Below are 19,679 nucleotides of genomic sequence, written 5' to 3' on the forward strand. Positions count from 1 at the left end.
GCTGCTTCTGCTCGCGGCGAACGGCAGTCGAGCATGGCTCGACGCTACAGACGGCTGCGGAAAGCGATGCGTCTGTCTACCCCGCGTAGGCGGTCAGCCGGCCTTCCTGCTCGACCACCGTGATCGCGCCGCCGAAGACCGCCGACAGCGGCTCGTTGCGCAGCAGCTCGGCGCGGGTGCCGTCGGCCAGTACGCGGCCGTCGCGCAGCAGCACCACCCGCTCGATCTCGGGAATGATCTCTTCGATGTGGTGGGTCACCAGCACCAGGGTGATGCCCTGCTGGGCCAGCACTCGCATGGTCGCCACCAGCTGCTCGCGGGCGACCAGGTCCAGGCCGGTGGAGGGCTCGTCCAGCAGCAGCGCCTGTGGCCGGTTGACCAGCGCCCGTGCGATCAGCACGCGGCGGGTTTCGCCGGCGGACAGCTCGGCATACGCGCGCCCGCGCAGGGACAGGGCGCCGGTCATCGCCAGTGTCTCGCCAACTCGTTCTTGCATGTCGGCGGTCACTTCGCGGAAGGCCGGCACCACGTAGCTGGCGAAGAAGCCGGACAGCACCGCCTGCTCCACCGTCAGCCCGGGCATGTCGGCCAGGTTGCTGCTGAGGTCGCCAGTGACGATGCCCAGCTGTGAGCGCAGCCGGTCGACCTGCCAGCGGTTCTGCCCCAGCACCTTCACCGCCACCGTGCCGTCGGCCTGCGCCAGCGGGTACAGCTCGCGGGTGATCAGCTTGATGAAGGTCGACTTGCCGCAGCCGTTGGGGCCGAGCAGGGCGGTGTGCTGGCCCTGCGCGATGCGCAGGCTGAGTCCGTGCAGCACCTTCACCTGGCCGCGCACCACGGTGGCGCGGTCCAGTTCGATCAACGGCGGCAGTTCCCCGGCGGACGGGGCAACGGTAACGGCGCAGGCGCGCGGATCAAGGCTCGACAACTCAGGTCCCCAACTGTGAACGGTGCCTCGGATGGCGATGCGAAGCACCGCCGCAGGGATGCAGTTTGCAACGCAAGCGCCCATGATGTCTGCCATACCTGTGTCGCTCTGGAGAGCCGCCATGCCTGATGCCCTGATGTCCCTGCTGACCGGTGGCGTGCTAGGCCTGGGCTGGTGGCAGCTGGCCCTGGTGCTGCTGGTCTTCACCCAGCTCACGATCTTCTCGGTCACGCTTTACCTGCACCGCAGCCAGGCGCACCGGGGCGTGGACTTCCACCCGGTGGTCGCGCACTTCTTCCGCTTCTGGACCTGGCTGACCACCTCGATGATCACCAAGGAGTGGGTGGCGATCCATCGCAAGCACCACGCCAAGGTGGAAACCGAGGACGACCCGCACAGCCCGGTTACCCGTGGCATCGGCCAGGTGTTCTGGCGCGGCGTGGAGCTGTACCGCGAAGCACGCGGCCTGCGCGGGGACATCGAACAGTACGGTCGCGGCACTCCGGACGACGCGATCGAGCGCCGCCTGTATACCCCCTATGCAACCTTCGGCCCGGTGCTGCTGTTTGCGATCAACACGGTGCTGTTCGGCCTGCCGGGCGTCGCCCTGTGGGCGATCCAGATGGCGTGGATCCCGTTCTGGGCCGCCGGCGTGGTCAATGGCCTGGGCCACTGGTGGGGCTATCGCAACTACGAATCGGCCGACACCTCCACCAACCTGACGCCGTGGGCGTTCTGGATTGGTGGCGAGGAACTGCACAACAACCACCATGCGTTCCCCAGTTCGGCGCGCTTTGCGATGCGGCGCTGGGAATTCGACATCGGCTGGAGTGCGATCCGCCTGCTGCAGGCATTGCGCCTGGCCAAGGTCCTGCGTGTCGCGCCGGCCATGGACGTGCGCCCGAACATCGCCGTGCCCGACGCCGATACCCTGAAGGCACTGCTGTCGCATCGCTTCCAGGCGATGACCGACTACCAGCGCAACGTGTTCATGCCGGCATTGCGCGAGGAAGCACGACACGCGGGTGCCAAGCTGCGCCGGTTGCTGCCGCGCCGGCTGCGTCGCGGCCTGGTCAACGACGGCCGCTGGTTGAAGCCGGACAGCCGCGCGCAGCTCAGCGAATGGGTCGCCCAGCGCCCGCGCATCCGCACCCTGGTGGAATATCGCGCGCGCCTGGCAACGCTGCTGGAAGCCCGCGGCCACGATGCCGCCGAGCGCCTGCGTCAACTGCAGGCCTGGTGCCGCGAGGCCGAGGAAAGCGGCATCGCCGCGCTGCAGGCCTATGCCGCGCGACTGAAGGGCTACACCCTGGTGGGCGGATGAGGGCTGCGCTGACGGCATTGCTGCTGGCCGCCGTGTGCGCACCTGCCGTGCAGGCCCAGGTCAGCGACACTGCCAGCTATCTGCAGCGCATGGACAGCGATGGCGACGGCAAGGTCAGTGAAGCCGAGTACCTGCAGTGGATGCTGTACGCCTTCGATCGCATGGACCGCAACGGTGATGGCGTGCTGAGCGCCGATGAGCTGCCCGGTGGCAAGGGCAGGGCCATCACCCGCGAACAGCAGCGGCAGACGATCGTGCAGCGCTTCCACAAGCAGGACGCCAACGGTGACGGGTTCCTGGATGCACGGGAACTTTCGGCGCCGCCGCGCTGACCATGGATGACCGGATGGACGACGAACTCCTCGCCGAATGGCTCGATTTCTGCGCTGGGCGCAGCGAGCAGGAAGACTGGTATTTCTCCGGCCTGCTGCAGGGCGTGACCGACGGGGACACACTGGCGGCCGTGTTCGCCGCTTTCCCGCATGCCGACGAACTGCGGTCGCGCGCGCTGGACCTGCTCACCGCCGGCCACTGGGGCGACCACCTGTACCTGCAACCGGCCATCGCCGGTAATGCACAGGCACGGGCGGCTGCCGCGCGCGCCTGGCTGGACGAGCTGGCGCGCGTGGCCGGCGCTGCTGGTGAACCCGGCCTGCAGGCCACGCTGCGCGAGGTGCCCGTGGTGGCTGCTCCGGCCGAGCGCCTGGAAGCGGCGTTACGCGGGTCGGGCCCGGCCGACTACCTGCACGATGTCATCTGCGATGCGGTGCATGAGGCGCGCACGCTGGACAGCCCACAGATGGCCGCGCTCGACGAGGCGCTGTATCACATCGCCTCCGATCTCTATCTGGGCTGGTACATCACCCAGCCCTTGGCCCCGATGGCGATCGACTTCGCCCCCTACCTGGCGTTCTGGAGGCTGGGCGGACGTGGCGCGCTGGTCGAGGGCGCCTTCTTGGTCGAAGCGAACGACCTCGAATCGTAGCCGGTGCCGGGCTTCGCATGGCCCGGCGTAGAATCACCCCATGCCCGAACTACCCGAAGTAGAAACCACCCGCCGCGGCCTGGCGCCGCACCTGCAGGGCCGCCGCGTGCACGGCGTGATCCTTCGCCGCGCCGACCTGCGCTGGCCGATTCCGCCGGAAGTAGCCGAGCTGCTGCCAGGGCAGCGCATCGAGGACATCCGTCGGCGCGCCAAGTACCTGCTGCTGGATACCGCCATCGGCAGCGCGGTGCTGCACCTGGGCATGTCCGGCAGCCTGCGCGTGCTGCCTGGCGATACCCCGCTGCGTGCCCACGACCACGTCGACATCAGTCTGGACAACGGTCGCCTGCTGCGCTTCAACGACCCGCGCCGCTTCGGCAGCCTGCTCTGGCAGCCGGCAGGCGAGATCCACCCGCTGCTGCAGGGGCTGGGCCCGGAGCCGCTGGATGATGCCTTTGACGGCAGCTATCTGTTTGCCCGCAGCCGTGGACGCAGCGCGCCGGTGAAGACCTTCCTGATGGACCAGGCGGTGGTAGTGGGGGTGGGCAACATCTACGCCGCCGAGAGCCTGTTCAAGGCCGGCATCAGCCCGCTGCGCGAGGCCGGGAAGATCTCACGCGAGCGCTACCAACGGCTGGCCGACGCGGTGAAGGAGATCCTGGGCTACGCCATTACCCGTGGCGGCACTACGCTGCGTGATTTCATCAGTCCCGATGGTGCGCCGGGCTACTTCGAGCAGGAACTGCTGGTGTACGGCCGCGACGGCCTGCCCTGCCCGAACTGTGGCCGCACGCTGAAGCACGCCACCATTGGCCAGCGCGCCAGCGTCTGGTGCAGCCACTGCCAGCGCTGAGGCGCGCGGCCAGCGGCAGCTGAACGGGCAGGGCGCGTCTCCGCTGCCCGTTAACGTTTGTCTGCCTATGATGGCCGACCTTCCCTCTGTGCCCGACGCGCCTGCATGCAACGACGCGACTTCATCCGCAATGCCTCCCTCGCCCTGGCTGCATTCGGCCTGCCGTCCCTGCCCGCGTGTGCGGCCAGCAAGAGCGGCCAGATGGGCCTGCGCCGCCTCGGCCAGCCGCAGCCGTTCGACTTCGCCACCCTGAAGGGCCAGGCGCGCGCGCTGGCACAGGCGCCCTACAAGAGCCACAAGCGGGTGTTGCCGGGCCGCCTGGAAGGCCTGGACTGGGACCAGTACCAGTCGATCGGCTACCGCCAGGACCACGCACTGTGGGCCGACCAGCCGGGCAAGTTCCAGGCCAAGTTCTTCCATCTGGGCCTGTATTTCCATTCGCCGGTGCGCATGTTCGACGTGGTCGACGGCAAGGCGCAGGAACTGGCCTATGACGGCGCAGCGTTCAACTACGGCAAGAGCGGCATCAAGGACGGCGAGCTGCCGGCCGACCTTGGCTTCGCCGGTTTCCGGCTGAACACCCGCAAGGACACCGACCGCGATTTTGCCGCCTTCCTCGGCGCCAGCTACTTCCGTGCGGTCGGCAAGGAAGGCCAGTACGGCCAGTCCGCGCGCGGCCTTGCGATCGACACCGGTATGGGCAAGCCGGAGGAATTTCCGGACTTCATCGCCTATTACCTGGAACAGCCGTCGGCTGATTCGGAGACGATCGTGGTCTACGGCCTGCTGGATTCGCCCAGCGTGGCCGGCGCCTATCGCTTCGCGATCACCAATGGCGACGTGCTGCTGATGGATATCGACAGCGCGCTGTACCCGCGCAAGGCAATCGAGCGGCTGGGCATCGCGCCGTGCACCAGCATGTACCAGGTGGGCGAGAACGATCGCCGCATGGCATGGGACTGGCGCCCGGAGATCCACGACACCGACGGCCTGTCACTGTGGACCGGCGCCGGTGAGTGGATCTGGCGGCCGCTGTTGAACCCGCGCAACCTGCGCTTCAACATGTTCGTGGACCGCAACCCGCGTGGTTTCGGCCTGCTGCAGCGCGACCGCAACTTCGACCACTACCAGGACGACGGCGTGTTCTACGAGAAGCGCCCCTGCCTGTGGGTGGAGCCGAAGGGCGAATGGGGCGAAGGCTCGGTGCAGCTGGTGGAGATTCCCACCGTGGACGAGACCTTCGACAACATCGTGGCGTTCTGGAACCCGAAGGAAAAACCGCAGCCGGGCCAGGAACTGCTGGTCGGGTATCGCCTGTACTGGGGTGCCGAGCCGCCCGCACGGCCGCCGCTGGCGCACTGCGTGGCCAGCCGCACCGGCCTGGGTGGCGTGGTCGGCAAGAAGCGCGAGTACTTCAGCTGGCGCTTCGCGGTGGACTTCGAAGGCGGCGAACTGGCCCGGCTGATCGACAAGGGCGAGGTCGAGGCAGTGGTGGAAGCCAGCCGCGGCCGGGTCGAGATCGTATCGGCGCGCCCGCTGCGCGAGATCAACGGTTACCGCGCGATGTTCGACCTGGTCCCGCCGGAAGGCAGCACCGAGCAGATCGACATCCGCCTGTTCCTGCGCAGTGGTGGCAAGACGCTGACCGAGACCTGGCTGTACCAGTACACCCCGCCGCCGGCGGGTGCGCCGGAGCGCACGCTGTACTAAGAGGGGTGGTGGGTTGCAGGGCTTGCAGCCCTGCCCCTGCTTACAAGCCAGATCAACGTCAAAAGCGGGCATCCCACGGATAGCCCGCTTTTGCCGTTGCTCTGGCTCCGGCCTCGGCAGGTGCAGGGCGCAGCCCTGCCGAACACCCTTTACAGCGGCAGCGGCGCCTGCGCCGGATCGATCCGGCCTTCGCCGCGTGTGATCTTCTTGAACTCCGCGCGGCTGACCGACACGTAGCGGTCGTTGCCGCCGATCTCCACCTGCGGGCCGTCCTGCACGGCGTGGCCATGCTCGTCCACGCGCACCGTCATCGTCGCCTTCTTGCCGCTGTGGCAGATGGTCTTGATCTCCTGCATTTCGTCGGCCCAGGCCAGCAGGTACTGGCTGCCTTCGAACAGCTCGCCCCGGAAGTCGGTGCGCAGGCCGTAGCACAGCACCGGAATGCGCAGCTGGTCGACGACCTCGCTGAGCTGCCAGACCTGGGCGCGGCTGAGGAACTGCGCTTCGTCCACCAGCACGCAGCCCATCGGCCCGTTCGTCGCCAGGTCCTGCTCGACCCAGCGCTGCAGGTCGGTGTCACGGTCGAAGGCCATGCCGTCCGCACGCAGGCCGATGCGCGAGGCGACCACGCCGGCGCCGGCACGATCGTCCAGGCGCGGGGTCAGGATCGCCACCCGCATGCCGCGCTCGCGGTAGTTGTGTGCGCTCTGCAGCAGGGTGGTGGTCTTGCCGGCGTTCATCGCCGAATAGTAGAAATAGAGCTTGGCCATCGGCCAATTCTAGTCGCCACCCGGCTCCTCGTCGCGCACCTGCCGCAGGGTGCCGATCTCGACGCTGGGTGTCGGCGGAGCGTTCTGCCAGATCTGGTCCTGCAGGCACCAGTAGCTGTCCGGTTCCCAGAAGGCGTCACGGTAGTAATCATCGCCGGTAATCATCCGGTTGGCTTCCGGGCCTTCGCCCAGCTCCATGCGCAGACCGGGGTTGACGAAGCCGGTACGGCTGCCGGTCATGCTGTTGCGCGCGACCCGCAGAACGGTCTCCATGCGTGGCTTGGCCACGGTATCGCCGTACTGCGCGTACAACGCCGGGCCTTCGGCAAGCACCCGCCGGCGCTGTGCAGGATCCAACCGTTGCCAGTAGCGCTCGCGCTCGACCAGCAGGTCGCGGTAGCCGCGTTCGGAGGCCAGGTCCATCCAGATGTAGGCCAGTACCAGGTCGGTCTCGGTGCCGACACCTTCCTGGTACATGCGCGCGACCATCGATTGCGAGAACTTGTCGGCGTACAGGCTCGCGCGCTGGAAGCGCATCAAGGCCTGTGCCGGCTTGCCGCGCCGCCAGGACAGCTGGCCCAGGTCGCGCCAGTAGAGGTCAGGGTGGGCCTGCAGGAAGCCTTCGGTCAGCAGGGCCGACGGGATCGACGCCGTAGGGTCGGGAGCGCAGGGGCTGGCGGTGGCGCAGAAGGGCGCCAGCAGCATCAGCGCGACGGCGCCGATTGCACGTGGGATGAGGGTCATCGTCCGGACCGGGCCAGCTCCTCGTCCTGCCACTGTCGGTAGGCCACTGGATCCCAGTAGCGCGCCAGTTGATGCTTCTCCGGCTGCAGCACGCGTGCCCCGGCATCGCCGCGGCCCTGGCTGCGCATGGCACCGCTCCAGCCGGCGCGGCTGCCGGTTTGTTGCATGCTGCCGGCCCGCAGTTCGCGCTCCAGCCTCGGGCTGGCTGCCGGGTCGCCGAACTCGGTGTACAGCGTGCGACCCTCGCGCACGGCGCGCTCGCGTTCCTCGGGCGTCAACGCCTGCCAGTAGCGCTCGCGCTGCACCACCAGCCATTCGGTGCCGCGCTCGGCGGCCAGGTCCATCCAGGCATAGCCCAGCGCGCGGTCGGCGGGACCCCCCTGGCCGTTCCACAGCATGTCCGCCAGCGCCGCCTGGGAGAGCTTGTCGCCATAGCGCGCGGCATTGCGGAACTGGGTGCGGGCTTCTTCGTCGCGGCCGCGTTCACGGGCATCCATGCCGAGCCCGCGGAAGCGCAGGTCCGGGTGGTAGGTCAGGAATTCGTGCGACTGCAGCACGATCGCTTCATAGGCATCGGCGCGCGGCGCCTGCGCCGACCCGAGGGAGGGTACCGCCAGCAGGCCCAGCAGGGCGGCCGCGAACGGTCGGATGATGACAATCGATGACATGGACCACGCTCCTGTGTTCCGAAGCCGATTCAATACCTTACGGCGCGCTGCGGTGCAAGTCAGGTCGGCCCGTCGCCGCCCCGCTACAATCCCCATCCAATGCACGGTCTCAATCCCCCCCAAGCCGCCGCCGTCCTGCACATCGAAGGTCCGTTGCTGGTGCTCGCCGGCGCGGGCAGCGGCAAGACGCGCGTGATCGTGGAAAAGATCGCCCACCTGATCGGCTGCGGCCGTTATCCCGCCCGGCGCATCGCGGCGATCACCTTCACCAACAAGTCGGCCAAGGAAATGCGCGAGCGCGTGGCCAAGCGACTGCGCGAGCAGGACGCCGACGAGGTGACCATCTGCACCTTCCACGCACTGGGGTTGAAGTTCCTGCAGATCGAGCACGCGGCGGTGGGCCTCAAGCGCGGCTTCTCGATCTTCGATGCCGACGATGCCGCCGCGCAGATCAAGGACCTGATGTACGGGGCCAAGCCCGATGACATCGAGGACATGAAGAACCTGGTGTCGCGCGCGAAGAATGCCGGCCTGTCGCCCGAACAGGCGATGGCGGCCGCTCGCAGCAACCGCGAGAAGGAAGCGGCCAGCGTCTACGAGCGCTACCAGCTGCGCCTGACTGCGTTCAATGCGGTCGACTTCGACGACCTGATCCGTCTGCCGGTACAGGTGCTGGAAGAGAACCCGGACATCGCCGTGGCCTGGCGCGAGCGTATCGGTTACCTGCTGGTGGACGAATGCCAGGACACCAACGATGCGCAGTACCGACTGCTCAAGCAGCTGGCCGGCGACAAGGGCAATTTCACCTGCGTGGGTGATGACGACCAGTCGATCTACGCCTGGCGCGGTGCCAACCCGGAAAACCTGCAGCAGATGGGGCGCGATTACCCTGCGCTGGAAATCATCAAGCTGGAACAGAACTACCGCTGTTCCAACCGCGTGCTGCGCGCGGCCAACGCGCTGATCGCCAACAACCCGCATGAGCACCTGAAGAAGCTGTGGAGCGACCAGGCTGATGGCGAGCGCATCCGCGTATGGGAATGCCGCAACAGCGAACACGAAGCGGAAAAGGTCGCCGCCGAGATCGCCTTCGTGGCGCAGTCGCGCAAGGTGCCGTGGAGCGATTTCTGCATCCTGTTCCGCGGCAACTTCCAGTCGCGTCCGCTGGAAAAGGCCATGCAGCTGCTGCGCATTCCGTACCACCTGACCGGTGGCACCATGTTCCTGGAACGCCAGGAAGTGAAGGACACGCTGGCCTGGCTGCGGTTGCTGGTGAACCCGGACGACGACACCGCGTTCATGCGTGCGGTGCAGTCGCCCAAGCGCGATGTGGGCGCCGGCACGCTGGCCAAGCTGGCCGAATTGGCGCAGGAAAAGGACATGCCGATGGCCCAGGCCGCAGAAGCGATCGGTGCCCTGCAGCAGCTGCCGCCGCGCGCGGCCAACAGCCTGGCGCGCTTCACCGACATCCTGCGTGACCTGCGTGCGCAGACCCGCCAGATCAGCTCCGGCGACATGATCCGCAAGGTGGCCAAGGAGTCAGGCCTGCTCAGCGAGCTGCGCCAGCAGGCCAAGGAAGAGGCCAGCTACCAGCGCCGTGCCAACAACATCGAGGAACTGGCGCAGTGGTTCGAGGGCGGCCCGCGCGGCGCCACTGCCGCCGACCTTGCCGGCCAGCTGGCACTGCTGTCGCGCAGTGACAAGGACGAGGGCGGCAACCAGGTGCGGATGATGACCATGCACGCCTCCAAGGGCCTGGAGTTCCCGTATGTGTTCATCGTCGGTTGCGAGGACGGCGTGCTGCCGCACCAGGTGAGCCTGGACGAGGGCAACCTGCAGGAAGAACGTCGCCTGCTGTACGTGGGCATCACCCGCGCCAAGATCCAGCTGTGGATGAGTTACAGCAAGCTGACCCGCAAGTTCGGTGAACACGTGCGGCTGAAGCCGAGCCGGTTCTTCGAGGAAATTCCGGCCGAGGAGATCCAGCGCGATGGCGCTGATCCGGTGGCGGATGCGGCGCGCAAGAAGGAGCGGGCGAGTGCCGGGTTGGCGGCGATCGAGGCGCTGTTCGACTAAGGCGCTCCAACGGCGCCGCCCCTCCGTGGTGGAGCGCGCGTTGGCTACGCGGTGTGGCTGGTCGGGGTGGGTTCGCGGGGGACGCCGTGAACCCGTCCCTGGCGGCTTAACCGCGCCATCCATGGCGCGGATACCCCCGCGAACCCACCCCGACCGGCCTCTGACAGATTCCGGGCGCGTCCTGCCACGGCAATGCAAAGAAAATCAAAAGCAACAGCCGCGCGTTGAGGCAGAATCGGGGTTTCTGCTGGAGGTCTGCGCGTGCATCCCATTGAAAGCGAACGCCTGCGCCTGCGTGCGATCGAACCCGACCGCGATGCGGCGCCGATGCTGGCGCTGCTCAACGATCCGGGCTTCGTGCGCTTCATCGGTGACCGCAACGTGCGCAGCGAGGAGCAGGCGCGTGAGTACATCGCACTGCGGGTGCTGCACAGCTACGCGTTGAATGGGTTCGGCATGTATGCGATCGAGCGTTTGGCCGATGGCGCGTGGCTGGGCAATGCCGGGCTGGTGCGGCGTGATGGCCTGCCGGGGCCGGATATTGGTTATGCGGTGCTGTCCGAATTCGCCGGGCAGGGCTATGCCGGTGAGGCGGCGCGGGCGGTGTTCACGCATGCGCGCGCTGAGTTGGACCTGCAGGATCTGTACGGCATCACCGACCTGGACAACGTGGTTTCCGGGAAGATCCTGCTGGGGCTGGGCATGCAGGAGCGCGGTGTGGTCCAGTTGCCGGGTGTCGACTCGCCCAGTCGGTTGTATGCCACGCCGGGTGCGGCGCTGGTCGGGTAGTGCCGGCCGCTGGCCGGCAACCCGGTGGATCATGGATGCCGGCCAGCGGCCGGCACTACCTGATGCGCACGGGGTCGGAGCCCGCCTCGCGGGATCCGACCCCGATGGACTGTTTCAGCCGCGCAGTTCGGCCAGCTGCGCCTGCAGTTCGGCCACCGCCGCTTCCAGCTGGGCCACGCGCTCGGCCAGGCCGGGATCGGCTGCTTCGCTGCCACCGCCGCTGCTGGCGTACTTCGCCGCCAATGCAGCGCCATCCACCTCACCGCACAGCAGGTGCATGTAGCGGTCCTCACGCTGGCCGCTGGCGCGCGGCAGCACCACCAGCAGGGCGCGCTGCTGCAGGCGCTCGATGGCGTGGCGGGCTTCGTCGGCGTCGGCGAAGCGGTGCAGGCGTTCGCTGCGCGTGACCAGCTCGCCCAGGGTCTGCGGCCCGCGCAGCAGCAGCTGCGCCAGCAGCACGGTCTGCTGCCGGGTCAGGTCCAGCGCGGCCTGCAGGCGGTGTTCGTAGCGATCGGCGCGCGAGGAGAAGTGCTGGCGGGCCAGGCCCAGGGTCTCCAGCTGGCGCAGCGCATGCTGCACGCTACCGGCATCGACGTTCATCACCGGCTCGCGGGCGGTCTTCTGGTTGGCGGCCGACTGCGCGGCGTTGACCGTCAGCGGATAGGTGTCCGGGGTGGTCGCTTCCTTCTCCACCAGGCAGCCCAGCAGGCGGGCCTGCACGGCGTCGAGCAGGGGAACGTCGGGGGTCGGGGTGGAATCGGTCATGGCGGCCTTCGCAGGGACAACGGGTCAACCATCAAGCATAGCCGTCCCGGGGCCGCCTTTGCCGGTAAAATGGGCCGGTACATCTGATTTCCGGTGATCTTCATGCGTCGTCCCGTTTCCCTGTCCCTGACCCTGCTCGCCACCGCGGCGCTGGGCTTGTCCGCCTGCAAGCGCGTGGACGCGCCTGCCGCCGACGCCGCTGCGCCGGAGGCTCCGGCCGCCGCTGCCAAGGCTGAAGGCACGCCCGATCTGACCGCCAACGACAACCTCAACGCGGTGCTGTGGATGCAGCGCGCGCAGGAGTACAAGGCGATCACCGAGCAGACCTACCGTGCTGCCGCCGATCACCTCGATGTGGCGCTGAAGGAAGCCCATTGGGACGCGCTGGTGCCGGAAGAACGCGGCAACGAGGCCAAGGGCCTGAAGCCGGCGGTGGTGCTGGACGTGGACGAGACCGTGCTGGACAACTCGCCCTACCAGGCGCGCCTGGTCCGCGACGGCAAGGAATACGATGAAATGACCTGGGACCAGTGGGTGGCCGAAAAGAAGGCCAAGGCGATCCCGGGCGTGGTCGATTTCGCCAAGGCCGCCAATGCCAAGGGCGTGACCCTGCTGTACATCTCCAACCGCGCCGTGCACCTGAAGGACGCGACCCTGGCCAACCTGCGCGAGCAGGGCCTGCCGGTGGCCGACGACAGCGTGTTCCTCGGCCTGGGCACCGTGGTTGAAGGCTGCGAGCAGGCCGGCAGCGAGAAGAACTGCCGCCGCCGCCTGGCCGGGCAGAAGTACCGCGTGCTGATGCAGTTCGGCGACCAGCTGGGTGACTTCGTCGAAGTGACCGCCAACACCAACGACGGCCGCGACGCGCTGCTGCAGCAGTACCACGACTGGTTCGGCGAGCGCTGGTGGATGCTGCCGAACCCGACCTACGGCGGCTTCGAACCGGCGCAGTTCAACAATGACTACAGCCAGTCGCGCCAGGCCCGCCACGACGCAAAGCGCGCTGCCCTGGACTATGCACCGTGAGCCGCGCGCCGCTGCCGCTGCGCGATGAAGAGCGCCTGATCTTCGCGCTGGACGTGCCTGACCGCGTGCGGGCGCTGGACTGGGTCGAGCGCCTCGGCGACAGCGTGGCGTTCTACAAGATCGGCATGGAACTGCTGGCCTCCGGCGAGTACTTCCAGGTGCTGGACGAGCTGGCTCGCCGTAACAAGCGCGTGTTCGTCGACCTGAAGTTCTTCGACATCCCGGCCACTGCCGCTGCGGTGATCAAGCGCCTGTCGCAGTGGCCGGTCAGCTACGCCACCATCCATGGCTGGCACCCGGCGATGATGGAAGCCTGCGCGGCCGCCAACAGCAGCGACATGCGCCTGCTGGCGGTGACCGTGCTGACCTCGATGGGGCGCCCGGACCTGGCGCAGATGGGTATCGACCGCGAGCCGGTGGACGTCGTTGTCGAACGCGCGCTGGCCGCCCAGACCGCCGGTATTGATGGCGTAATCGCCTCGGGTCAGGAGGCTGGCCCGATCCGCGCCGCCACCGGCGCCGGGTTCTCGATCGTCTGCCCGGGCATCCGCCCCGGTGGCCCGGTCGGCGATGACCAGAAGCGCACGGTCGGCGTGGCCCAGGCCTTCGCCGATGGCGCCGACGCCATCGTGGTCGGCCGCCCGATCCGTCTGGCCGCCGATCCGCAGGCCGCAGCGCGGGCGATCCAGCAGGAAATCGCGTCGGCACTGGCAGCGCGCTGAGGCTGTCGCCGATCTTGCTCCACGCAGGTGTTGTGCCCGAATCGGCAGGAATCGCGCCGGAGAAGTCCTCCGGTCTCGCCTGTGGCTCTAGATTTTTAAATAAATCAACAAGTTGAATGGCATTACATCATGTGTTGCCTTAACTTGCGGGGCAGCGTAGGATCGCCGCCATCCGGTCCTCGGACCGGACATGTGCCACAACACTGTCCACCGGCCTCGCGCCGGCTTGAAGAGCCTGTGATCCTCGTGATCCGGGCTCTTTTTTTTCGCGCGGGGTCAGAGCCTCCTGCCGCTGGCAGCGGGATCTGACCCCTCTGCTGACGGAACCGTGACCGGGCGGCTTGCCGCTGTCACGTCGCAGGCCGCAAGATGCGGACCGGTCCGGGGAGTCCGATTGCATGAGCGTGGCGGTGCGAGGAAGGTCTGCGCGTGGATGGGGGCTGGCAGCCATGCTGCTGCTGGCCGTGGCCGTGGCCGCGTGCCGCGAATCGGCCGACGATCCGGCCAAGCCCGCGGCCGAACCCGTGGCGGCGGTACAGGCGATGGCCCTGCGCCTGGCCGAGGACGATCTGATCGGCTACGCGAAGCTGTCGGTTCCACCCAGCCAGTACCAGCGCCTGCAGCAGGCCTGGGCCGACGGCCACAGCCAATGGCCGCTGACCGAGCTGCCGTTGGGCGACCAGCTGCTGCCGATGCTGGCCGCACTGCGCAAGCCCAACGCCAGTACCGAACTGCAGCGCAGCTTCGACCGCCAGCTGGCAGGCCAGGCCAGCGCGGTACGCCAAGCGGCGCAGTCGATGGGCAATTTCGGCGTGCAGTACCTGCGCCACCAGAAGGGCTACACGCCTGGCCAGCAGGCCCATTACGTCGCTCTGGTGCAAACCCTCGCCGAGTGGGCGCAGGGAGCACCCATCAGCGACCGCGCCCGTGCGCGCAACACCATCGCCGCGCTGGTCGGTGCGGCGGGCAAGGTCGGTTTCGACGATGAGGCCGGCCTGCAGGCCGCGGGCATGGAAGGCAGCCTGCAGCAGCTGGCACCGTTCATCCACACGCTCAAGGCCGTGCTTGGCAGTTACGGGCTGGGTGTGGACGAAGCGCTGCGCAGTGTGCGTGGCGAACTGCTGTCGGTGGAGGGCGACAACGCGCTGGTGCGCCTGCGCTACGACCTGGCCGGCCGCGAGATGACCCTGCAGCTGCCGCTGAGCCGGCGCGAGGGCCACTGGTACCTGACCCGCACCCTGGCCGATACCGATGCCCTGCTGCGCCAGGCCGATGCTGCCCGGGCAGCGGCGGCTCCAACGCCTGCCGACGCCCCCATCGAGGGTGGGGAAGCGGCAACGCCGCCGCCTAAGCCATAATGGCGCCGATGTCGAAACAGAACCCGCTGCCGTTCCCCGGCGAAGAATCCCAGTCGACGCCCGCCGATACGGCGCCGGCGTCCCCCTCGACCGGTACCGGCCCGAATCCGGTACCGCCGTCGGCGCATGCGCGGCCGGCCGGCCGTCGGCCGCTGTGGGCGCGCCTGCTCGGCCGCCTGGTCGAGCCATGGCTGTCGCTGAAGATCGAGCCGGAAGACCCGGGCCAGTACAACGATGGCCGCCCGGTGATGTACGTGCTGGAAGACTACGGCCTGTCCAATGCGCTGATCCTGGACAAGGCCTGCCGCCAGGCCGGACTGCCGTCGCCACTGGTGCCGCTGGCCGGTGACCCGACCGGGCGCAAGCGCGCCTACCTGGCGCTGTCGCGGCGCAGTTCCAGCAACTCGCTGATCCCCGAGCAGCGCGGCGCCAAGACCCACTCCGATTCGCTGGCCAAGGTCCTGCAGGCACATCGCGTGCGCGATGACCTGGACGTGCACCTGGTGCCGGTGTCGATCTTCGTCGGCCGCGCGCCGGACAAGCAGAGCGGCTGGTTCGCCGTGCTGTTCTCGGAAAACTGGGCGCTGGTGGGTCGCTTCCGCCGCCTGCTGGCGGTGCTGCTCAACGGCCGCAGCACCATCGTCCGCTTCGCCCCGCCGATCTCGCTGCGCAGCACCGTGGACGAAGGCCTGGAGCCGGAGCGTACGGTGCGCAAGCTGCAGCGCGTGCTGCGTACCCATTTCCGACGCATCCGTGAATCGGTGATCGGCCCCGACCTGTCTACCCGGCGCCTGCTGGTGGACCAGGTGCTGGCCGCCGAACCGGTGCGCGAAGCGATCGCCGCGCAGGCCAAGCGCGACAATTCGAAGCCGGCCGATGCCTGGAAGAAGGCGCATGCCTATGCCTGGGAAATCGCCGCGGACTATTCCAGCCCGGTAGTGCGCTCGGCCAGCTTCATGCTCAGCCATGTGTGGAACCGCATCTATGCGGGCGTGCTGGTGCACCACCTGGACAAGTTCAAGGCCGCCGCGCCGGGCCACGAAGTGGTCTACGTGCCCAGCCACCGCAGCCACATGGACTACCTGCTGCTGTCCTACCTGCTGTACGACCGTGGCATCGTGCCGCCGCACATCGTGGCCGGCATCAACCTGAACCTGCCGGTGGTCGGCACCCTGCTGCGCAAGGGCGGCGCGTTCTTCATCCGTCGCTCGATCCGCGGCAACGCGCTGTACTCGGCGGTGCTCAGCGAGTACGTCGCACAGCTGGTGGCCGGCGGCTACTCGCTGGAGTATTTCGTCGAGGGCGGCCGTTCGCGTACCGGCCGCCTGCTGCAGCCCAAGGGCGGCATGATCTCGATGACGCTGCGCGCGTTCCTGCGCCAGCCGCGCAAGCCGGTGCTGTTCCAGCCCATCTACATCGGCTATGAGAAGTTGATGGAAGGCGGCAGCTACCTGGATGAACTGTCCGGGCGGCCGAAGGAAAAGGAATCGATCTGGTCGCTGCTGTGGGGCATCCCCAAGGTGCTCAAGCAGAACTACGGCCAGGTGGTGGTGAACTTCGGCGAGCCGATCGCGCTGAACGACGTGCTGGCCGAGAAGGCCCCGGAGTGGGGCGGCGAAGCGGTGTCCGAGGATGAGAAGCCGTCCTGGCTGTCGACCACCGTCGATACGCTGGCCGAGCGCATCCAGGTACGCATCAACGGTGCCGCCGACGTCAATCCGATCAACCTGCTGGCGCTGGCCCTGCTGTCCACGCCGAAGCACGCGATGGGCGAGGCCGACCTGATCGCGCAGATCGAGCTGTGCAAGACCCTGCTGGTCGAGATGCCGTATTCGGACCGGGTGACGGTGACCCCGCACTCGCCCGAGCGGATCATCGCCCACGCCGAGGAAATCAACGTCCTCACCCGCATCAAGCACCCGCTGGGCGACGTGCTCAGCGTCAGCGGCGACACCGCGGTGCTGCTGAGCTACTTCCGCAACAACGTGGTGCACCTGTTCACCGCCTCGTCGTGGGTGGCCTGCTGCTTCCAGAACAACCGCCGCATGAGCCGCACCGGCCTGGTCCAGCTGGGCCGCACGGTGTACCCGTTCCTGCAGGCCGAACTGTTCCTGCCGTGGACCGAGGACGAGTTCGCCCAGCGCATCGACCAGACCATCGACGTGTTCGTGCGCGAAGGGTTGCTGCAGAACGTCAACGAGGACGACGGCGGCATCCTTGCCCGCAACACCGGGCAGACCGATGAAGTGTTCCGCCTGCGGGCCATCGGCCACTCGCTGCAGCAGGCCTTCGAGCGCTATTACATCGCCATCTCGGTGCTGGTGAAGAACGGCCCGGGCGTGCTCGGCGCGGCCGAGCTGGAAAGCCTGTGCCAGCAGGCCGCGCAGCGGCTGAGCCTGCTCTATGCACCGGCGGCACCGGAGTTCTTCGACAAGTCCCTGTTCCGTGGTTTCATCCAGAAGCTGCGCGAGCTGCGCCTGGTGTGGCCGGACGAGAACAGCAAGCTGCTGTTCGACGAACGCCTGGACGCCTGGGCCAAGGATGCCAAGTTCATCCTCGGCCGCGAATTGCGCCACACCATCGAACGGGTCAGCCCGGAAGCGGCACGCCCGGACGAGCCTGCGCCGCAGGATTGAGGCTGGCGCTGGGACATGCGGTGGGTGTGGACCTTGGTCCACACACCTTCCAGCCGTGCCAACCAAGGTTGGCACCTACCAGAGCAGGAGGCCAACCAAGGTTGGCACCTACCAGAGCAGGAGGCCAACCAAGGTTGGCAGCTACCGCAAGCAAAGGTACCAACCAGGATTGGCACCCACCAGGGCCGTCTTTAGGCCGGTTCGTCGGGAATCTGCAGGCTTTCCAGCTTGGCGATGCAGTCCTTCAGCTGCAGCTTCCGCCGCTTCAGGCGCTTGGATTCCAGCTCGTCCTCGCCGTTGGCGGCCATGCGGGTGATCTGTTCATCCAGCAAGCGGTGCTCGGCGCGCAGGGCGGCGAGGTGTTCGACGATCTCGGCGGGGCTGTAGGTGTCCACAGCCTCCGAGCATACACAGCGATGATGACTGCCGGGAGAGGGGAATCCCGACACGGGGTCCAGGCTGCCGCAAGCCGTTAGAATGGGCCGATGACCGCCGTGATTTCCCTTCCCGATCCCCCGCAGCGCGCTTCGCGCGATCCGCGCGTGGCCGGGCCCGGGGCGGACAAGCTGGGCAAGCGCCTGCGCCGCCAGGTCGGCCAGGCCATCGCCGACTTCGGCATGATCGAAGCGGGCGACAAGGTCATGGTCTGCCTGTCCGGCGGCAAGGACAGCTACACCCTGCTGGACATGCTGCTGCAGCTGCAGAAAAAGGCGCCGGTGCCGTTCGAACTGGTCGCGGTGAACCTGGACCAGAAACAGCCCGGCTTCCCCGAGCATGTCCTGCCGGAGTACCTGGCCGCGCTGGGCGTGCCGTACCAGATCATCGAGCAGGACACCTACTCGGTCGTCAGCCGGGTCATCCCGGAAGGCCGGACGATGTGTTCGCTGTGCTCGCGCCTGCGCCGCGGTGCGCTGTACAACCACGCCAAGGCACATGGCTTCACCCGGATCGCGCTGGGCCATCATTGCGACGACATGGTGGCTACGTTGTTCATGAACCTGTTCCACCATGCCAAGCTGGCGGCCATGCCACCGAAGCTGCTCAGCGACGATGGCCAGCACGTGGTGATCCGCCCGTTGGCGTACGTGCGCGAGCGCGACATCGCCGAGTATGCGCAGGCCCGCCGTTTCCCGATCATTCCCTGCACTCTGTGTGGCAGCCAGGAAAACCTGCAGCGTCGGCAGGTCGGCCTGATGCTCAAGCAGTGGGACCAGGACCATCCGGGCCGCATCGAACAGATCGCACGCGCCATGGCCGATGTGCGGCCAGCGCAACTGGCCGATGCCACCCTGTTCGATTTCAGGGCCCTGGGCCACAGCGGGCGTGCGGCGCATGCCGATGCCTGGCTGGCCGACGCAGTCCCCGAGACGCCTGCCGTTTAAGGTCAGGCGCCCTTCTCCTTCAGACACCGGAATTCCATGTTCTTTCGCAACCTGACGTTCTTCCGCTTCCCGACCACCACCGATTTTTCCGAAGTCGACACGCTGCTGCCGCATGCCCTGTTGAAGCCGGTCGGCGCACTGGAAATGAATTCGCGCGGCTTCATCTCGCCGTTCGGCCGCGAGGAGAAGGAACTGCTCTCCCACCGCATCGCCGAGCACCTGTGGCTGACCGTGGGCGGCGAAGACAAGATCCTGCCGGCAGCGGTGGTCAACGACCTGCTCGAGCGCAAGCTGGAGGAGATCGAGGAGAAGGAAGGCCGCCGCCCCGGTGGCCGCGAGCGCAAGCGCATGAAGGACGACCTGCTGCATGAACTGCTGCCGCGCGCCTTCGTGAAGTCCTCGCGCAACGACGCCTTCATCGACCTGCAGCACGGCTACGTCGCGGTGGATACCTCCAGCCGGAAGACCGGCGAGTACTTCATGTCCGACATCCGTGGCCTGCTCGGCAGCTTCCCGGCGATGCCGCTGAACGCCGAAGTCGCGCCGCGCTCGATCCTGACCGGCTGGATCGCCGGCGAGCCGCTGCCGACCGGGCTGAGCCTGGGCGAAGAGTGCGAGATGAAGGACCCGGTGGAAGGTGGTGCAGTGGTCAAGTGCCAGCACCAGGAACTGCGCTGCGACGAGATCGACAAGCATCTTGACGCCGGCAAGCAGGTGACCAAGCTGGCGCTGATCTTCGAAGACAACCTGTCCTTCGTCATCGGCGACGACCTGATCGTACGCAAGCTGAAGTTCCTCGACGGCGCGCTGGACCAGCTGGAGCATGCCGACGAAGACGGCCGACGCGCCGAGTTTGATGCCCGCTTCGCCCTGCAGAGTGCCGAGATCCGCCGCCTGTTCCTGTTGCTGGAAGAAGCCTTCAAGCTCAGCAAGGCTGACTGAA

General features: G+C 67.5%; 19 protein-coding genes. 13 read left to right on the forward strand and 6 right to left on the reverse strand.

What is annotated here, in order from left to right; translation table 11 throughout:
• Positions 1–76: 76 nt before the first annotated feature.
• Positions 77–862 (reverse strand): ABC transporter ATP-binding protein, encoded by a 786-nt coding sequence (locus tag ACZK2G_RS00430; RefSeq protein WP_046984689.1) that lies wholly within the window; start codon positions 860–862, stop codon positions 77–79.
• A gap of 187 nt (positions 863–1,049) precedes the next feature.
• Between ACZK2G_RS00430 and ACZK2G_RS00435 the strand changes: the two genes are divergently transcribed.
• The 5 genes from ACZK2G_RS00435 (at position 1,050) to ACZK2G_RS00455 (ending at position 5,800) form a co-directional block, all read left to right on the forward strand.
• On the forward strand, positions 1,050–2,252 hold the full coding sequence (locus ACZK2G_RS00435) for a DesA family fatty acid desaturase (protein WP_046984690.1): 1,203 nt from the start codon (positions 1,050–1,052) through the stop codon (positions 2,250–2,252).
• Complete coding sequence (locus ACZK2G_RS00440) at positions 2,249–2,584, forward strand: EF-hand domain-containing protein (protein ID WP_046984691.1); 336 nt, start codon at positions 2,249–2,251, stop codon at positions 2,582–2,584. The genes ACZK2G_RS00435 and ACZK2G_RS00440 overlap by 4 nt, the downstream gene beginning before the upstream one ends.
• Before the next feature lie 14 nt (positions 2,585–2,598).
• On the forward strand, positions 2,599–3,237 hold the full coding sequence (locus ACZK2G_RS00445; RefSeq protein WP_478474371.1) for a hypothetical protein: 639 nt from the start codon (positions 2,599–2,601) through the stop codon (positions 3,235–3,237).
• Between the two features lie 40 nt (positions 3,238–3,277).
• A complete protein-coding gene (gene mutM / locus ACZK2G_RS00450) occupies positions 3,278–4,090 on the forward strand; it encodes a bifunctional DNA-formamidopyrimidine glycosylase/DNA-(apurinic or apyrimidinic site) lyase (protein ID WP_295382206.1) in 813 nt (270 codons plus the stop codon).
• 105 nt (positions 4,091–4,195) lie between these two features.
• Positions 4,196–5,800, forward strand: coding sequence for an OpgD/OpgG family glucan biosynthesis protein (locus ACZK2G_RS00455; protein ID WP_012509627.1), 1,605 nt, complete (start codon positions 4,196–4,198; stop codon positions 5,798–5,800).
• A 149-nt stretch (positions 5,801–5,949) separates the two neighbouring features.
• Here ACZK2G_RS00455 and ACZK2G_RS00460 read toward each other — a convergent pair whose 3' ends face one another.
• Genes ACZK2G_RS00460 through ACZK2G_RS00470 form a run of 3 tightly spaced genes read right to left on the reverse strand, consistent with a single transcriptional unit; the run spans position 5,950 to position 7,982 of the window.
• Entirely contained in the window at positions 5,950–6,570 is a 621-nt protein-coding gene (locus ACZK2G_RS00460; RefSeq protein WP_046984694.1) for a thymidine kinase, read from the reverse strand.
• A gap of 9 nt (positions 6,571–6,579) precedes the next feature.
• The gene (locus ACZK2G_RS00465) at positions 6,580–7,314 is read right to left on the reverse strand and encodes an SEL1-like repeat protein (RefSeq protein ID WP_088479392.1); all 735 of its coding nucleotides are present in this window, start codon (positions 7,312–7,314) and stop codon (positions 6,580–6,582) included.
• Complete coding sequence (locus ACZK2G_RS00470) at positions 7,311–7,982, reverse strand: SEL1-like repeat protein (protein ID WP_046984695.1); 672 nt, start codon at positions 7,980–7,982, stop codon at positions 7,311–7,313. Before ACZK2G_RS00470 ends, ACZK2G_RS00465 begins: the two co-directional genes overlap by 4 nt.
• A gap of 99 nt (positions 7,983–8,081) precedes the next feature.
• On the opposite strand from ACZK2G_RS00470, the gene ACZK2G_RS00475 reads away from it, so the two are divergent.
• Both ACZK2G_RS00475 and ACZK2G_RS00480 read left to right on the forward strand, forming a co-directional pair.
• Positions 8,082–10,058, forward strand: coding sequence for a UvrD-helicase domain-containing protein (locus ACZK2G_RS00475; RefSeq protein ID WP_012509630.1), 1,977 nt, complete (start codon positions 8,082–8,084; stop codon positions 10,056–10,058).
• Between the two features lie 261 nt (positions 10,059–10,319).
• Positions 10,320–10,847 carry a GNAT family N-acetyltransferase gene (locus ACZK2G_RS00480; protein WP_136638441.1) on the forward strand — a complete coding sequence of 176 codons (528 nt, stop codon included), beginning with the start codon at positions 10,320–10,322 and terminating at the stop codon, positions 10,845–10,847.
• Between the two features lie 114 nt (positions 10,848–10,961).
• Here the strand turns inward: ACZK2G_RS00480 and ACZK2G_RS00485 are convergent, their stop codons facing one another.
• Positions 10,962–11,612, reverse strand: coding sequence for a YceH family protein (locus ACZK2G_RS00485; RefSeq protein ID WP_046984700.1), 651 nt, complete (start codon positions 11,610–11,612; stop codon positions 10,962–10,964).
• Between the two features lie 102 nt (positions 11,613–11,714).
• Here ACZK2G_RS00485 and ACZK2G_RS00490 point away from each other — a divergent pair, with 102 nt between their 5' ends.
• The 4 genes from ACZK2G_RS00490 to plsB all read left to right on the forward strand — a co-directional run bounded on the left by ACZK2G_RS00490 (position 11,715) and on the right by plsB (position 17,354).
• On the forward strand, positions 11,715–12,638 hold the full coding sequence (locus ACZK2G_RS00490) for a 5'-nucleotidase, lipoprotein e(P4) family (protein ID WP_046984708.1): 924 nt from the start codon (positions 11,715–11,717) through the stop codon (positions 12,636–12,638).
• Positions 12,635–13,360 (forward strand): orotidine-5'-phosphate decarboxylase, encoded by a 726-nt coding sequence (pyrF, locus tag ACZK2G_RS00495; protein WP_478474372.1) that lies wholly within the window; start codon positions 12,635–12,637, stop codon positions 13,358–13,360. The genes ACZK2G_RS00490 and pyrF overlap by 4 nt, the downstream gene beginning before the upstream one ends.
• Positions 13,361–13,758: 398 nt before the next feature.
• On the forward strand, positions 13,759–14,718 hold the full coding sequence (locus ACZK2G_RS00500) for a hypothetical protein (RefSeq protein WP_478474373.1): 960 nt from the start codon (positions 13,759–13,761) through the stop codon (positions 14,716–14,718).
• On the forward strand, positions 14,718–17,354 hold the full coding sequence (gene plsB / locus ACZK2G_RS00505; RefSeq protein WP_046984703.1) for a glycerol-3-phosphate 1-O-acyltransferase PlsB: 2,637 nt from the start codon (positions 14,718–14,720) through the stop codon (positions 17,352–17,354). The genes ACZK2G_RS00500 and plsB overlap by 1 nt, the downstream gene beginning before the upstream one ends.
• A 191-nt stretch (positions 17,355–17,545) precedes the next feature.
• Here the strand turns inward: plsB and ACZK2G_RS00510 are convergent, their stop codons facing one another.
• The gene (locus ACZK2G_RS00510) at positions 17,546–17,749 is read right to left on the reverse strand and encodes a YdcH family protein (protein ID WP_012509637.1); all 204 of its coding nucleotides are present in this window, start codon (positions 17,747–17,749) and stop codon (positions 17,546–17,548) included.
• Positions 17,750–17,839: 90 nt separating this feature from the next.
• On the opposite strand from ACZK2G_RS00510, the gene ttcA reads away from it, so the two are divergent.
• Positions 17,840–18,736 (forward strand): tRNA 2-thiocytidine(32) synthetase TtcA, encoded by an 897-nt coding sequence (gene ttcA, locus ACZK2G_RS00515; protein ID WP_046984704.1) that lies wholly within the window; start codon positions 17,840–17,842, stop codon positions 18,734–18,736.
• Between the two features lie 36 nt (positions 18,737–18,772).
• Entirely contained in the window at positions 18,773–19,678 is a 906-nt protein-coding gene (locus tag ACZK2G_RS00520; protein WP_005411825.1) for a recombination-associated protein RdgC, read from the forward strand.
• Position 19,679: the final 1 nt, after the last annotated feature.

Source organism: Stenotrophomonas sp. 107298_Sma (assembly GCF_056480345.1).

Bases quoted from the DNA above. Each gene is read 5' to 3' on its own strand.
- ACZK2G_RS00435 (WP_046984690.1), top strand. From the start codon at position 1,050: ATGCCTGATGCCCTGATGTCCCTGCTGACCGGTGGCGTGCTAGGCCTG.
- ACZK2G_RS00440 (WP_046984691.1), top strand. From the start codon at position 2,249: ATGAGGGCTGCGCTGACGGCATTGCTGCTGGCCGCCGTGTGCGCACCT.
- ACZK2G_RS00445 (WP_478474371.1), top strand. From the start codon at position 2,599: ATGGACGACGAACTCCTCGCCGAATGGCTCGATTTCTGCGCTGGGCGC.
- mutM (WP_295382206.1), top strand. From the start codon at position 3,278: ATGCCCGAACTACCCGAAGTAGAAACCACCCGCCGCGGCCTGGCGCCG.
- ACZK2G_RS00455 (WP_012509627.1), top strand. From the start codon at position 4,196: ATGCAACGACGCGACTTCATCCGCAATGCCTCCCTCGCCCTGGCTGCA.
- ACZK2G_RS00460 (WP_046984694.1), bottom strand. From the start codon at position 6,570: ATGGCCAAGCTCTATTTCTACTATTCGGCGATGAACGCCGGCAAGACC.
- ACZK2G_RS00465 (WP_088479392.1), bottom strand. From the start codon at position 7,314: ATGACCCTCATCCCACGTGCAATCGGCGCCGTCGCGCTGATGCTGCTG.
- ACZK2G_RS00470 (WP_046984695.1), bottom strand. From the start codon at position 7,982: ATGTCATCGATTGTCATCATCCGACCGTTCGCGGCCGCCCTGCTGGGC.
- ACZK2G_RS00475 (WP_012509630.1), top strand. From the start codon at position 8,082: ATGCACGGTCTCAATCCCCCCCAAGCCGCCGCCGTCCTGCACATCGAA.
- ACZK2G_RS00485 (WP_046984700.1), bottom strand. From the start codon at position 11,612: ATGACCGATTCCACCCCGACCCCCGACGTTCCCCTGCTCGACGCCGTG.
- ACZK2G_RS00490 (WP_046984708.1), top strand. From the start codon at position 11,715: ATGCGTCGTCCCGTTTCCCTGTCCCTGACCCTGCTCGCCACCGCGGCG.
- ACZK2G_RS00500 (WP_478474373.1), top strand. From the start codon at position 13,759: ATGAGCGTGGCGGTGCGAGGAAGGTCTGCGCGTGGATGGGGGCTGGCA.
- plsB (WP_046984703.1), top strand. From the start codon at position 14,718: ATGGCGCCGATGTCGAAACAGAACCCGCTGCCGTTCCCCGGCGAAGAA.
- ttcA (WP_046984704.1), top strand. From the start codon at position 17,840: ATGACCGCCGTGATTTCCCTTCCCGATCCCCCGCAGCGCGCTTCGCGC.
- ACZK2G_RS00520 (WP_005411825.1), top strand. From the start codon at position 18,773: ATGTTCTTTCGCAACCTGACGTTCTTCCGCTTCCCGACCACCACCGAT.